The sequence below is a fragment of the Spiribacter sp. 2438 genome (assembly GCF_009676705.1).
Lineage (GTDB): Bacteria > Pseudomonadota > Gammaproteobacteria > Nitrococcales > Nitrococcaceae > Spiribacter.
The window spans coordinates 1,786,837-1,800,979 of record NZ_CP046046.1 but is presented as its reverse complement, the minus strand read 5'-3'; the positions used below and the strand labels follow the sequence as shown (position 1 = coordinate 1,800,979).

Annotated in this window: 13 protein-coding genes; 12 read left to right on the top strand and 1 reads right to left on the bottom strand. The window is 60.7% G+C overall.

The window, feature by feature from the left end; translation table 11 throughout:
* Positions 1-29: 29 nt before the first annotated feature.
* The 7 genes from GJ672_RS08990 to GJ672_RS08960 all read left to right on the top strand — a co-directional run bounded on the left by GJ672_RS08990 (position 30) and on the right by GJ672_RS08960 (position 8,241).
* A complete protein-coding gene (locus GJ672_RS08990; RefSeq protein ID WP_154296863.1) occupies positions 30-1,289 on the top strand; it encodes a glycosyltransferase in 1,260 nt (419 codons plus the stop codon).
* The gene (locus GJ672_RS08985) at positions 1,286-1,969 is read left to right on the top strand and encodes a haloacid dehalogenase-like hydrolase (protein ID WP_154296862.1); all 684 of its coding nucleotides are present in this window, start codon (positions 1,286-1,288) and stop codon (positions 1,967-1,969) included. The genes GJ672_RS08990 and GJ672_RS08985 overlap by 4 nt, the downstream gene beginning before the upstream one ends.
* Positions 1,966-2,733, top strand: a complete 768-nt coding sequence (locus tag GJ672_RS08980; protein ID WP_154296861.1) for a hypothetical protein — start codon at positions 1,966-1,968, stop codon at positions 2,731-2,733. The genes GJ672_RS08985 and GJ672_RS08980 overlap by 4 nt, the downstream gene beginning before the upstream one ends.
* Before the next feature lie 75 nt (positions 2,734-2,808).
* Entirely contained in the window at positions 2,809-4,656 is a 1,848-nt protein-coding gene (gene asnB, locus GJ672_RS08975; RefSeq protein WP_229381877.1) for an asparagine synthase (glutamine-hydrolyzing), read from the top strand.
* A 1-nt stretch (position 4,657) separates the two neighbouring features.
* Positions 4,658-5,737: an EpsG family protein gene (locus GJ672_RS08970; RefSeq protein ID WP_154296859.1), complete on the top strand. Its 1,080-nt coding sequence runs from the start codon at positions 4,658-4,660 to the stop codon at positions 5,735-5,737.
* The gene (locus GJ672_RS08965; RefSeq protein WP_154296858.1) at positions 5,688-6,896 is read left to right on the top strand and encodes a glycosyltransferase family 4 protein; all 1,209 of its coding nucleotides are present in this window, start codon (positions 5,688-5,690) and stop codon (positions 6,894-6,896) included. The genes GJ672_RS08970 and GJ672_RS08965 overlap by 50 nt, the downstream gene beginning before the upstream one ends.
* Positions 6,897-6,924: 28 nt before the next feature.
* Complete coding sequence (locus GJ672_RS08960; RefSeq protein ID WP_154296857.1) at positions 6,925-8,241, top strand: nucleotide sugar dehydrogenase; 1,317 nt, start codon at positions 6,925-6,927, stop codon at positions 8,239-8,241.
* A 138-nt stretch (positions 8,242-8,379) separates the two neighbouring features.
* Here GJ672_RS08960 and GJ672_RS08955 read toward each other — a convergent pair whose 3' ends face one another.
* Entirely contained in the window at positions 8,380-9,207 is an 828-nt protein-coding gene (locus GJ672_RS08955; RefSeq protein ID WP_195759498.1) for an ATP-binding protein, read from the bottom strand.
* Between the two features lie 120 nt (positions 9,208-9,327).
* On the opposite strand from GJ672_RS08955, the gene GJ672_RS08950 reads away from it, so the two are divergent.
* From GJ672_RS08950 to urtB, 5 genes are all read left to right on the top strand, one after another.
* The gene (locus GJ672_RS08950) at positions 9,328-9,825 is read left to right on the top strand and encodes a glutathione peroxidase (RefSeq protein WP_229381980.1); all 498 of its coding nucleotides are present in this window, start codon (positions 9,328-9,330) and stop codon (positions 9,823-9,825) included.
* Positions 9,826-9,838: 13 nt separating this feature from the next.
* Entirely contained in the window at positions 9,839-10,402 is a 564-nt protein-coding gene (gene gmhA / locus GJ672_RS08945; protein ID WP_154296854.1) for a D-sedoheptulose 7-phosphate isomerase, read from the top strand.
* The gene (gene gmhB, locus GJ672_RS08940; protein ID WP_154296853.1) at positions 10,402-10,938 is read left to right on the top strand and encodes a D-glycero-beta-D-manno-heptose 1,7-bisphosphate 7-phosphatase; all 537 of its coding nucleotides are present in this window, start codon (positions 10,402-10,404) and stop codon (positions 10,936-10,938) included. The genes gmhA and gmhB overlap by 1 nt, the downstream gene beginning before the upstream one ends.
* A gap of 294 nt (positions 10,939-11,232) precedes the next feature.
* The gene (locus GJ672_RS08935; RefSeq protein ID WP_154296852.1) at positions 11,233-12,465 is read left to right on the top strand and encodes a transporter substrate-binding protein; all 1,233 of its coding nucleotides are present in this window, start codon (positions 11,233-11,235) and stop codon (positions 12,463-12,465) included.
* Positions 12,466-12,474: 9 nt separating this feature from the next.
* A complete protein-coding gene (gene urtB, locus GJ672_RS08930; protein WP_229381876.1) occupies positions 12,475-14,085 on the top strand; it encodes an urea ABC transporter permease subunit UrtB in 1,611 nt (536 codons plus the stop codon).
* The last annotated feature ends 58 nt before the right edge of the window (positions 14,086-14,143 follow it).

Here is a 14,143-nt window from a genome sequence, read left to right as displayed (position 1 = left end):
TTTGAGCTTGAGATGCGGGCACGAAAATCATGAGTCTTGAAGGAAGTCGCCCAGCTAAAAGGAATGGGGCCTTATTTATCACGTACGATGGGCTGCTTGATCCTCTTGGCGGTAGCCAGATTCTGCCTTATCTGTACAATATTGCTGAGCACACAAGGCCGCTGCATGTCGTCAGCTTCGAGAAGCCTGACCGGTTTCGCGAGGAGGCCGGGACACTTCGAGAAGAGTTGGGAGATAAGGGGATTCACTGGACCCCGTTGTCCTTCACTGCGGGCTTCGGCATGGTAGGTAAGGCTTGGGACCTGATGAAGATGTACGGATCGGCACTTGGCCTTCAACTGCGATATCGGTTCGGTCTCGCGCACTGCCGCAGCTATCAGGCCATGCAAGTCGGTTGTTTCCTGCACCGTTTGACTGGTGTGAAAAACATCTTCGATATGCGTGGGTTGTGGGTGGATGAACGGGTAGAAGGCAACTTGTGGCCACAGAGCAAGTACCGCTATCGACTGCTTTATTGGTATTACAAGCGGGTTGAAAGGCGTCTTCTTGAATGTGCGGATTCAGTTGTCGTGCTCACCGAACGGGTAGTGCCCGAAATCTACAAACTTGCGCCGGGTACGAACGCGCCAATCACGGTCATACCTTGTTGCGCTGATTTCGAACACTTCAAGAGTTTGGCCGCAGATGAGAGAACATCAATTCGCTCGGAGCTTGATATTGCTCCAGATACGATAGTTTTATCCTACCTGGGCTCTCTCGGAACCATCTACCTGCTGGATGACATGTTGAGGTTGTTCAAGACGATTGCAATGGGAAGGGATGATGTGTGTTTGCTCTTGATTACCCGTGACTGGTCTGATGCTCAAGAAGCCAACCTCGTGAGGTTGGAGATGAGGGATCTTCGGGATCGCATCTACGTGAGGGCAGCCAGTCGTAAGGAAGTCCCGAAGTTGCTAGGCATTTCGGACATCATGTTGAGCTTCCGACGCTCTACGTATTCTCAGATGGCGTGTTCGCCCACAAAGCTCGCCGAGGCTTTTGCATTAGGTATTCCGGCGATCAGCAATTCCGGTGTTGGAGATGTGGATAGGATTACGCACGACCTTGATGCCGGGATGTTAATTGACTTGGAAGCTCCGAATGCATACCGGATGGTGTCTGACGAACTGGATAGGATTAGTGCTAAAGGTGGCGATCGCTTGCGACGGGCTGCCCATGAGCGTCTTGGGCTGGAGAACGCGAAGCATGCTTACCGCGAGATTTATGAACAACTCGGTGTGCAGGGATGAGCGTTGGCGGCAAAGCTGAAGTATACGTTGTCGACGTGTGCGGCACGCTAGTACGAGATGACACTACGCTCGGGCTCCTAAGGCATCATTTTGATAGCGATCGTGCCCGACCGCTCCGCAGTTGGCTTTTCAAGGCGGTAAGCACGCGTCGTAGTCCTTTCTGGGTCGCGTTTGCGATCGCCGAGAAAATGACTGGGCGTCATCTGCTGAAGCATTTTGCGGTTCGGTTGCTGGCCGGAGACCGCCTCCAGGCGGTCGAGCAAAGTGCCCGGGAATATGCGGAAGCTCTTTTGCTCGAGCGCAGGGTTCCGACCGTCTGGTTACTGCTCGAAAAACCGTTGTCTGGCGGACGTGTCATTCTCGCCTCTGCGAGCCTCGAGCCTGTGGTTTCTGCGTTGGCCACCTCAACAGGAGTTGGCTATGTCGCCAGTAAGCTCCAGCACCGTGCAGGCGTTCTTACCGGACGTTATGAGAATGATTTGACCGGGCAGAAAAGAGAGGCTCTCGTCGAAAAATACGGCGAAGATCTTCTTTCGGGGCAGGTGTGTGTGCTCACCGACAATCTCACTGACCGTTCCTTGGTTCAGGAGGCGGCGTACTCCTATGTGGTACTGCATGATCCTGCGCATCGTGAACGATGGGATGGTGTGAATGCCACGTTTGTTGAGGTGGACGGATGAACGTTGTCTACCTTCTGCCGTTTAGCTATTTTCATAACACGCGATTGCGGAGTGGAAGCATCACATTTCACCTCGTTTTCGAATGGGTGGCTGCGGTCGTTCTCGCAGTGACCATCGGCGCCGCGGCTCCGGAGCAGTCCATAGCGATTGCCGGGCTTTCCTACCTTGCGTTTATCAGCCTGTACGAGATCGGTTATCTCGTTAACGACCTGTTTGCTGCCAAATGGGAGGAAGGCGGGCGGCAAAGGGGTCCTCAGGGGGCCGGTTACTACTGGGTAGCGGCATGGTTTGGCTCGCGGATTGCAATGTTCTTGGTGGTCACCATGCTCTTGGGGCTCCTGGCTACCCCGGAATGGTGGTCTTTCTTCGTGACCTTGGGCGTGGTCTTCACGCTTCATAATCTCCTGCAAGATAGGGAGTTGAAGGTAGCCACCTTTCTCTGGCTTGCCTGGTTGCGGTTCATGGCACCGGTCATGTTCGTGGTTGAGGACTCACAGCGGATGGGTGTTGGGCTTGCAGCCGCCATGGCCTATGTGGGTTTCCGCATGTTTGGTTACCTCGACAGCAAAGGGCTTTTGAGCATGCCAGGCCGTCAGCGTCCTGAATTCAGGCTTTTCTTCTTCTGTATGCCGTTGGCGGGAATACTGGCCTTGTGGCCGTATGACTCCGCACTCGGCTATGTAATCCTCGCTGCGTACTACGCGGTGGTGGCTAGCGTGGGTAGCATGTTAATCGTCTTGTTCTCGCGTGTCGCCGACAATTAGTAAGCGGGTTATTCGATGTGCGGTATCATTGGCTTCTGGGGTAGGGGATCGGCGGATGGAGATCTCGCCGAGCGCATGGCCGCACGGATCACCACCCGCGGGCCGGATGACGCCGGTGTCTGGACTGAAGGGAGTGACGGCGTTGCGCTGGCCCACCGGCGTCTCTCCATCATCGATCTCTCGCCCGCGGGCCACCAACCCATGCACTCGCCCTGCGGGCGTTATGTGTTGGTCTACAACGGCGAGATCTACAACCACCGCGCGCTGCGGGCGGATCTTGAGGCCGAAGGGGGCGGCTTTGACTGGCAAGGCCATTCCGACACCGAGACCTTATTAGCCGGCCTGCGCCACTGGGGCATTGAGAGTGCGCTCAAGCGGGTGAATGGCATGTTCGCATTCGCGCTCTACGATCGGCAGTGTCGCAGCCTCACCCTCGCCCGTGATCGCATGGGCGAAAAACCGCTTTACTACGGCTACGCGAACGGCACTTTCCTTTTTGGGTCCGAGCTAAAGGCACTCGCCGCCCACCCGGAGTGGGTGGGCGCGATTGATCGCGACGCGCTGGCGGCGTTCATGCGCGATGGCAATGTGCCGGCCCCGCATTGCATCTATCAGGGCATTCGCAAGCTGCCGCCAGCGCACTATGTGGTAGTCAGCGATGGTGGACAGCGGATCAGCGAGCCGGTTTGCTACTGGGATCTGCCAGCCATCGCAGCCAATGGGCCGGATGAGTCCTGGGGCGCCGACGCGCTGATTGATCAACTCGATGACCGCCTGCGGGATGCAGTGGGCCTGCGCATGGAAGCCGATGTGCCACTGGGGGCGTTTCTTTCCGGAGGTTACGATTCCTCAGCGGTGGTGGCGCAGATGCAGGCGCAGCGCTCGCAGCCGGTGCGCACGTTCTCCATTGGTTTTACCGAATCCGGCTTCAACGAGGCCGTGCATGCCGCCGCCGTTGCCAGACACCTGGGTACGGAGCACACCGAGCTCTACGTCACCCCCGATGAGGCGATGGGGGTCATCCCCAGCCTGCCCACGATCTACGACGAGCCCTTCGCGGATTCCTCGCAGATCCCCACTTATCTAGTGAGCCGACTTGCCCGATCGCAGGTCACGGTCAGCCTCTCCGGTGATGGTGGCGATGAGCTTTTCGCCGGCTATAACCGTCATGTCGCGGGGCCGAAGCTATGGCGCGGGCTCCGACTGCTGCCCCAACCGATGCGCCGGGCAATTGCCGGATCTCTGTCACTGGCACTGCGGTCGCGGCGACTGACCGCCAGCAGTTCTACACCGCTGCTCGGTGAAAAACTGGAAAAGCTCCGCGATGCCATCGGCGCAACGGATGGAATGGATTTCTATCATCGACTCCGCGCCGGGTGGCACGACCCGGCAGTACTCGTGCTTGGAGCCAACGCCTCCGGGTCTATCCCCGTTCAAGGCGCGGCCCCGCCTGATGGCCTTGGTCTGCGTGAACAGATGATCCTGGCGGACATGCAAAATTACCTCCCCGATGACATCCTCACGAAGATGGACCGCGCCAGCATGGCAGTCAGCCTTGAGGCCCGGGTACCGATGCTTGATCACCGGCTGGTGGAATTCGCCTGTAGTGTCCCGGATCGCTATAAGGTGCACGACGGGCAGGGGAAGTGGTTGTTGCGTCAGATGCTCTATCGGTATGTGCCGAAGGCACTGCTGGATCGGCCCAAGGCCGGATTCGCGGTGCCCTTGGGGGATTGGCTGCGCGGGCCCCTACGGGATTGGGCCGAGGACTTATTGAATGAAAACCGTCTCCGTCAACAGGGTTATCTCGACCCGGTGCTCGTGCGCGAGTGCTGGGCTGAGCATCTGGCTGGCCATCGCCAAGGTCACGCCCGGATCTGGCATATCCTGATGTTTCAGGCCTGGCTCGAGGAGAGCGCCTGACATGTGGCCGTACTGGCTGATTTTTCTCATCCCCTCCGCCGCGGCATTGGCCGGTGGCTGGTATTCGCCCCGCAGCCGTCTCGCCCGGCGTATCTACCATCCCAACTACGCTTGGTTGCTGCTGATCGCGACACTCACGCTGTTCATGGGTTATCGCCATCAGGTGGGTGCGGACTGGGGATCGTACATCGGGAATCTTGAAAGTCGGTACTGGCTGAGCCTCTACGATGTGCTGTCCGGCGGTGATCCGGGTTACTACCTGCTGAACTGGCTGGTGATCCAGAATGGCGGGACAATCTATGCGGTTAATCTCGTCTGCGGTCTAATCGGTGCAATCGGGCTGGCGGTGTTCAGCCGCACCCAACCGCGTCCGTGGCTGGCAGTGGCGGTTGCCATTCCGTATCTGGTCATCGTCGTGATGATGGGCTATACCCGCCAAGGTGCAGCACTGGGCCTCAGCATGCTGGGACTGGCGGCGCTGCTCCGGGCCCGGCAACGGCAATTCATTTTCTGGGCTCTGGCCGCGGCCACATTCCATAAGTCTGCCGTCGTCCTGCTGCCGCTGGCGGTACTGGGGCGAAGCCGAAATCGCTGGATAATGACGCTGGGAATCGGGGGCGTGGCCGCTGTGGCCTACTGGGTGTTTGTTCAGGATCACTTCGACCAGCTCTACGCAAACTATATCGAGGCGGAATACCAGTCCGCGGGGGCCCTCGTGCGTCTGGCGATGAATGCCGTGCCGGCGGCGATCCTGTTGATCTGGTGGCGTCGCTTTACGCTACTGCATCATGAGCAGGTTATCTGGCGGTGGGTCGCTTTGGCAGCGGTTACCTTATTAGCAATGTATCCAATCGTTCCCTCATCAACCGCCTTGGATCGCCTTGGGCTGTTTTTGATACCGCTCCAGCTTGTCGTCTTCTCCCACTTACCAGATGCCATTGGACGGGCCGGGAAAAGTAATCGAGATTGGGTGGCCGTCATCCTCGTCTATTATGCGGTTGTGCAGTTTGTCTGGCTGAACTTCGCCACGCATGCGCCTGCGTGGTTGCCGTATCAGTTCTATCCACTCGTGGCGTCATGATTCTGACGGGCGGCCATCAGCCCAATTGTTTGTGAAAGTCCTCCTGTTCGCCAATACCGAGTGGTACCTCTATAACTTCCGCTACGCCCAGGCTCGGGCACTGCAGGCAGCGGGGCATGAAGTGCTGCTGCTCTCGCCGCCGGGACCCTATGGCGAGGCGCTGCAGAGGCTCGGTCTGGAGTGGCGGGCTGCACCAATGGAGCGCCTTAGCCTTAACCCATGGCGCGAACTGCGACTGCTGATCTGGTTGGTTGGGTTCATCCGTTCAGAGCAGATCGACCTCGTGCACGGGTTCACCATCAAGTCGGCGGTCTATGGATCGCTGGCGGCGCGGCTGGCCGGCGATCGCGCACGGGTAAGTGCCGTGGCGGGAATGGGCTATGTATTCACCAGTGGCTCAGTGAAGGCCGGGTTGCTGCGGCCGCTGGTACGCGGCGTGTTGCGCGCGGCATTGGGTGGCAAAAAGAGCCGGCTGATCCTCCAGAACGGCGACGATGCCGCGGTGTTTGAGCAGGCGAGGCTGATCGATAAGGCCCATATCCGTCTGATCAAGGGCTCTGGCGTGGATCTGAATCGGTTTACACCACCGAGTAATGAGCCGGCCACGCCACCGTTTCGTGTGGTGCTACCCGCAAGACTGCTCTGGGATAAGGGCGTCGGCGAGCTTGTCGAGGCGTCCCGGTTGCTGCAGGCGCGTGGGACGGCCGTGGAGTTCCTGCTCGCCGGCGAGCCTGATCCCGGTAACCCCGCGGCGGTGGCGAAGGATGCAATACGACACTGGCAGGATGAGGGACTGATCCTGTGGCTGGGCAAAGTCGATGACATGCCGACATTGTTTCGGTCTGTCCATGCGGTGGCCCTGCCCAGTTATTATGGGGAAGGTCTGCCCAAGAGTTTGATTGAAGCGGCGGCGTGTGAGCGGGCATTAATCACAACCGATATGCCCGGATGCCGCGAAGTGGTGACCGACGACGTCGATGGCCTGCTGGTACCGCCCCGCGATGCGACCGCACTGGCGGATGCTATTGAGCGACTCGCGGCTGATCCGGCCCTTTGCCAGCGTCTCGGCGAGGCCGCCCGCCGGAAAGCTCAGGCCGAGTTTGATGAGCGTATCGTCATCGAGCGAACGATGGCTGTGTATCAAGAATTGATATCGTGATTAGCTCTAAAAGGTTTTGAGCATCGGTATGAAAGTTACAACCCACCCTCGCATTGGCGTCATCGGCCTAGGCTATGTCGGTTTGCCGTTAGCGGCTGCTTTTGCCGAGGCCCACTCGGTCATCGGCTTTGATATCGATGCCCGCCGTATTACCGAGTTAGAGGGCGGTCGCGACCGCACCGATGAATTGAGTGCCGATGAGCTGGCTGCGGCCTCCGCCCACGGCATCCGTTACACCAGTGACGTGGACGCCCTGCGCGACTGCAACGTCTTTGTCGTCACCGTGCCCACGCCCATCGATGAGCATCGTCGCCCGAATCTTGCGCCACTATTGAAGGCCAGTGAGACCGTCGGTCAGGTCCTCCAGCCCGGCGCCGTCGTCATCTACGAATCCACCGTCTATCCCGGCGCCACCGAGGAAGACTGCATTCCGATCGTCGAACGGGTCTCTGGGCTCACCTATGGCGAGGACTTCCACGCCGGCTACAGCCCCGAGCGCATCAACCCCGGCGATAGGGCCCATCGGGTGACGGATATCGTCAAGGTGACCAGCGGGTCATCGCCCGAGGTCGCCGACTTTGTCGATGCCCTCTACGCTCGGGTCATCACCGCCGGCACGCACAAGGCCCCGAGCATCGCCGTCGCCGAGGCCGCCAAGGTCATCGAGAACACCCAGCGGGATGTGAATATCGCGCTGGTCAACGAACTGGCGATCCTCTTCAACCGCATCGGCCTCGACACCCAGGCCGTGCTCGAGGCCGCCGGCACCAAGTGGAACTTCCTGCCCTTCCGCCCGGGGCTGGTGGGCGGTCACTGCATTGGCGTGGATCCCTACTACCTCACCCACAAGGCCCAGGCCGTGGGCCATCACCCGGACATGATCCTTGCCGGCCGGCGCCTCAATGACGCCATGGGCGCTCATGTGGCCCATGAGGTGGTGAAAGGATTGATCCAGCGGGGCGTGTGCATCCCCGAGGCGCGCATCCTCGTGCTGGGCCTCGCCTTCAAGGAAGACACCCCGGATCTGCGCAACACCCGGGTGATTGACATCGTCCGCGAGCTCGAGGACTACGGCGCTACCGTTGCCGTTCATGACCCGGTGGTGGATGCCGAAGAGGCGAGGGACGAGTTCAAGCTGGAGTTGGTGCCGGTGGAGGCATTGGAGACGCGAACCGGTGCGGGTGCCGATGAGGCGGCTTGCTATGACGCCGCCATCCTGGCCGTTGCTCATCGCCCGTTTGTGGCGTTGGGGGCTTCTGGCATCCGCCATTGGCTCAAGCCCGATGGGTATCTCTACGACGTCAAATACGCCTTTGGCGCCGATCAGGTCGATGGGCGCTTGTAACGCCCTTTCCGCACAATCCCCACGATTTCAAGGGGCTGGCAGCCACGGTTGCCGGCCCTTTTTCGTTGGTGCCGGTCGTAAGGCTCACCTACGCCACCTGCACCCGCGGCGGTCGTGGACTGAGGCAAGTTCTGCGAGTTAACCGCTCACCTTCTCGAGAAACGCCATCGGGTCTGCCGAGAAAGTGCTGAAATGCTCCGGGGTAAGGATGACGGGGACGGCGCCCGGGGTTTGTTCAAGAAAGGCACTGAGGCCCCTGCGGGATTTTCGCCGCCCGGATTTGACTTCGATGGCGTAGAGCGCGTTGCGATGGGCGTAGACGAAGTCCACCTCGGCCTTGCCCTCGCGCCAGTAGTACAGAGCCCCGGGCTGCTGGGCGAGCTCCGCGCCGACGGCCAGTTCGAAGACCCGGCCACGCTGCTCGGGATCGTCCAGTATCCGAGCGCTTTGATGCATGGTGTGGAGCGCAGGACAGGCGGGCAGCATTTTCGGGCTGGAGCCGCGGCGCCGCCAAGCCTTGGCGGAGTACTTGGCCAGCGCATGAAACATGAACGCGCTCTTGTAGAGGCGGATGTAGTGTTTGATGAGGTCGGTGTTGCCGCGGTCCTGGAGTTGGCCGAGCAGTTTGGTGTAGCTGATCTCCTGGGCCGGGTAGCGGCAGAGGATCTCAAAGGCCTGTCGAAATAGCGCCGGCTTGCCGACCCGCTGAAACTGCAGAATGTCCTTGCCGATCACCGTCTCCACAATGGCGTCCTTGAGATAGGCATACCAGCGATCGCGATCTCCCTCGAAGGCAACGGTGCCGGGGTAGCCCCCATAGGCGAGATAGCGCTCGAGGTCATAGCCGAAGGCGGCCTGCAGCTCGCAGAAGCGCCAATGGCCCAGGCGCGTTAACTCAAAGCGCCCGGCAAGGGTCTTTGGTAGTTGATCGGCATGGGTAGTAGTCTTGCTAGGTGCTGCTAGCAAAAATAATAGCCTCATCTAGTAAACGCAAGCATGACGGCAACCCCTGCTAGGAGCCCGGGAGGGTTCTCAGCTATGCTTCATACCATGAAACTCTGGACCGTCATTTTCGTCATCGCCCTGATGGTCTCGACGCCCACCCTGGCGAAGGCTTTCGACATGCTCGACCATGATCTGCGACGTCTGCATTCCAGCGAGACGGTGAACCTCCAGACGCTGGCCGCCGATGCCCGTGCGGTGCTGCTGGTGAACACCGCCAGCCAGTGCGGATTCACGGGCCAGTTCGAAGGCCTGGAGGCCCTGCATCAGGCCTATGCCGAGCGGGGCTTGAAAGTCATCGGCTTCTCCTCGGACTCATTCAATCAGGAGACCGATGAAGCCAGCGCCGCCGAGACCTGTTTTGTGAACTTCGGCGTGACCTTCGACATGATGGCCACCATCCCGGTGCGCGGCGCCGACGCCCACCCGCTGTTTGCCGAGCTGGCCCGCCAGTCCCGCGCCCCGCGCTGGAACTTCAACAAATACCTGGTGAATCCCGACGGCGAGGTGGTGGAAGTCTTCGGCGCCACGACCGGCCCCGAGTCCGCCAAGCTGAAGGCGGCGATTGAAGGGTTGTTGTAGAGGCAGTCGGCCAATGACCACCGATTCATGGGCTACGGCCCTCGACGAACACTTTCAGGTTTTTAAACAGCTATCCGCGCTGGAACCCCGGGTTCGGCAGGCCGCCGATTTGGTGTCGGAGGCCCTCAACAACGGCGGTCGAGTGCTGGTCTGTGGCAACGGCGGCTCGGCCGCGGATGCCCAGCATTTCGCCGCTGAACTGACCGGGCGCTTCGAGCGCGAGCGCCCGGGCCTGGCGGCCATCGCTCTCACCACGGACACGTCGGCGCTAACGGCCATTGGCAATGACTACGGGTTTGAGAAGATTTTTGCCCGCCAGCTCCAGGCGCTGGGGTGCCCGGGTGATGTCCTGCTGGGCATTAGCACCTCTGGCCATTCCGCCAATGTCCTCGAAGCCGTCCAGGAAGGCCGTTCCCGTGGCCTGACCACCCTCGGGCTGCTTGGCCGTGATGGGGGCAGCCTGGCCGCTGCGGTGGATATGAGCCTGGTGGTGCCGGCGGATCGCACGGCCCGCATCCAGGAAGCCCATCTGTTCATCCTGCACATGCTCTGCACGTTTATTGAAGACGCCCTGTAATGGGGCGGTTGGTGATCCTCGATCGGGATGGAGTGATCAACCACGACTCCGTGCACTATGTGAAATCCGTGGACGAGTGGGTGCCCATCCCCGGCGCCCTGGAGGCCATCGCCGAGCTTAAGCAAAGTGGCTGGACGGTGGCGGTGGCGACCAACCAGTCCGGCGTTGCCCGGGGCCTGCTCTCCGAAGACACCCTCGCTGAAATCCACCAGACGCTCCGCCGCCAGCTGGCGGCGCTGGATGCCAGCGTGGATTGCATTGTCTGGTGTCCGCACGGGCCCGAGGAAGGATGCGACTGCCGCAAGCCGCGCCCGGGCCTATATCAGCAAATCGGCCAACGCTTTCAGTGTTCGCTGACCGGCGTCCCGGTGATCGGCGACAGCCTTCGCGATCTCCAGGCCGCCGTGGCGGTTGGCGCCCGCCCGATGCTGGTGACCACCGGCAAGGGCCGGGACACTTACGAGACCGGTGGGCTGCCCGCCGGTACCGAGGTTTTTCCGGACCTGGTGGCCGCTGCCCGGGGGTTGATGTTTTAGCCCACGCGTCCTGACTCCCCCAAAACAACTCTCCCGTTAATCCACGCCAGACTCCCTCCCCCAATCTTATCCCCACTCTCTCTCTCTCTCTCTCTCTCTCGCCTGCACCGTTTTGGCCGCCCTCCGCACCAATGCGGTGCAAATGTTTCTCTGTCAAGACGTTCATATTCTCTCGATAATTTGTAAGTGTCTGATTAACCGCTAATCGTTGCCGATAAATTTCAAGTTGGCCCAGCTCTTGCAGTAACCGTCCGCGAACAATTCCGTTGCAGATAAGTGGGAGTAGTAGCGGTTATGCGTAGAAGAAGCTTTTTGAAAAGCGTGGGGGTGGCCGGCGCCGCGATGAGTGCGCCGGGCATCATCCTGCCGGCGTGGTCTCGGGACAAGGTCAAAGTGGGTTGCCTGTTCTCTTCCTCGGGTTCGATGGCGAACATTGAGGGACGGCTGAATCACGTGGTCGGGATGGCGGCGGAAGAGCTCAACCGCAACGGCGGTGTTCTCGGGCGCCAGATTGAGGTGGTCACCACGGATCCTGCCTCGGATTGGCCGCTTTACGGCCAGCAGGGTCGTCAGCTGCTCGAAGAAGAGCGGGTGTCGGCGATGTTTGGTTGTTGGACCAGCGCGTCGCGCGTCGCGGTTCTTCCCGTGGTCGAAGAGAACGACGGCCTGCTGTACTACCCGCTCCACTTCGAGGGCGAGGAGAATTCCAAGAACGTTGTCTACATGAACTCGCCGCCCGCCAGCTCCGTGCTGCCGGCGCTGGAGTATCTGATGGGTGACGACGGCGGTCAGGCCCGACGTTTCTTCATGCTGGGTTCGGACTACGTCTGGCCGCGGACCATCAATGCCCAGCTCAAGGGTTATTGGCAGCAGGAGTGGGGCATCGAGCCCAGCGCCTGGCGCGAGGAGTACGTGCCGGTGGGGCATTCGGACTTCCAGAGTCTGGTGAATCAGATCCGGACCTTCGCCGACGAGAGCGGTGAGCAGCCCATTGTGGTGCTGACGGTGGTCGGCAACTCCATCCCCAACTTCTTCCAGGAGTACATCAACCAGGGCATCAGCGCCCTCGACGTGCCGGTGCTGGGGCTGGACGTTGTGGAGGCTGACTTCGAGGGCCTGGACACCGAGCCGCTGGTCGGCCACCTGAACTGCTGGGCGTACCTGCAGAACGCACCGGGTGAGGAGAACCAGCGATTCCTGCGCAATTGGGCGAATTACGTTGAGGCCAACAATGTGCCGTTCCGCCCGGATGTGTCCATCGACCCGATGGTCTCCACTTACAGCGGGGTCCACATGTGGGCGCAGGCCGTGGAACGGGCCGGGACGTTTGACGTGCCCGAGGTGCGTGGTGCCTTCCCGGGGATCAGCTTCGCCTGCCCGTCGGGTTACGACATCAAGCTCACCGAGGAGAACAACTATGTTCACCGGGGTGTGTTCATCGGCTCGGTTAATCGTAACCAGGGCTTCGACATTGTCTGGCAGTCGCCGGAAACCACGGTGCCTGTGCCTTATAGCCCCTACCTCTAGGCGGGTCGCATGATGCACCGACTTGGAGCGCGCCTGTTGGGCGCGCTCACTCTTTTTATGGCGAGCACGGTCATGGCGCAGAGCGATGTCATCGACGCCTGGTGCGATGGTGACCGCGAAGCCCGCGTCGGCTCCTTCAAGGCCGTCCTCGCCGACATGGTGGAAACCCATGAAACCGGTGAGCAGCCGCTGATCGCAAGAGCCATGCTGGCCTTCCGCGATGGCGACCTGCTGTGCGCCGAGGGCACGGCATTCATCCCCCGGGATGAGGGCTTTCAGAATGTGCTCACCGGCACGGTGGTCGATGAGCCACCCGCCGGCGCTTCAGCACCGTTTCTGAATATCCCACTGCGTCGGGCCCTGGACCCGTTTGCCTCGGCGGTACAGTTGCTCACCGGGGTGGAAGCCGAGGCACGGATTCGGGCTGCCCAGCGCTTGGGCCGATCGCTGGGCGATGTGCCGCCGGCGCTGATCGAGCAGATTTACGAGGCCGAAGAAAACCCGGACGTGGTCGCCGCGCTGGAGAATGTGCTGGTGCCAGCGCTGCTGGCCTCCGGCGAGCCGCAGGCTCAGCAGCGGGCCATTGCCACGCTGAGCCAGAGCTCTACTCGGGTGAGCCGGAGAGCATTGGATGAATTTCTCGCGGACGCTGATGAGACCACCGATCCGGCGGTTATCACAGCGGCGGAGGAAACCCGAGCGTCGATCCACCGCATCATCCAGTTGAGTGGCGTCGCCACGGTGGTTTACCACGGCATGAGCTATGGCAGTGTGCTGTTCCTGGCGGCGCTGGGGCTCGCCATCGTCTTTGGGCTGATGGGGGTCATCAACCTGGCCCAGGCCGAGTTTGTCATGCTGGGCGCTTATACCACCTGGTTTGTTCAGGAAATCTTACGGGCGGCGGCGCCGGGACTGATGGAGTTTTATCTGTTTATCGCCTTGCCGTTTGCCTTTTTGGCGCCGGCGCTGGTGGGCGTCGTCATGGAGTGGGGGATCGTACGACACCTCTACCACCGTCCGTTGCTGACGCTGCTGGCCACCTGGGCGGTGAGTCTTCTGCTGATCAATCTGGTACGGGTAACCGTCGGCACCCAGAACCTTAACTTCGTGACGCCGGAGTACCTGCAGCTGGGCTTTACGGTGTTTGGTGAGTTTTCGGTGACCTGGTCGCGGTTGCTTTCCATTGTCATCGCCGGGCTAACGCTGGTGGGAACACTCATTGTGCTCTACCGAACCCGTTTCGGGCTGCGCATGCGGGCCACCACCCAGCACCGGGAGATGGCCGCTTGTGTGGGGGTGTCGACCCGCCGCACCGATGCCATGGCCTTTGCGTTTGGTTCCGGCCTGGCTGGGATCGCGGGCCTGGCGCTCACCAGTATTTACAACATCAACCCCACCATGGGCACCGCTCTGATCATCGACAGCTTCATTGTGGTGGTGGTCGGTGGCGTCGGCAGTGTGCTGGGTACGGCGGTGGCGGCCCTGGGGATTGGTCAGCTCAACGCCATTATCGAGCCGCAGTTCGGAGCTGTGGCCGCCAAGGTCATTGTGCTGCTGGCGGTGATTGCGTTCATTCAGCAAAAGCCCAATGGGCTCTTTCCGAAAAAGGGTAGGCGTTAATAACGATGCACGGGGTAGTGACATGGATTTGTGGGGGCACAGCGCCGGACCGACGTTA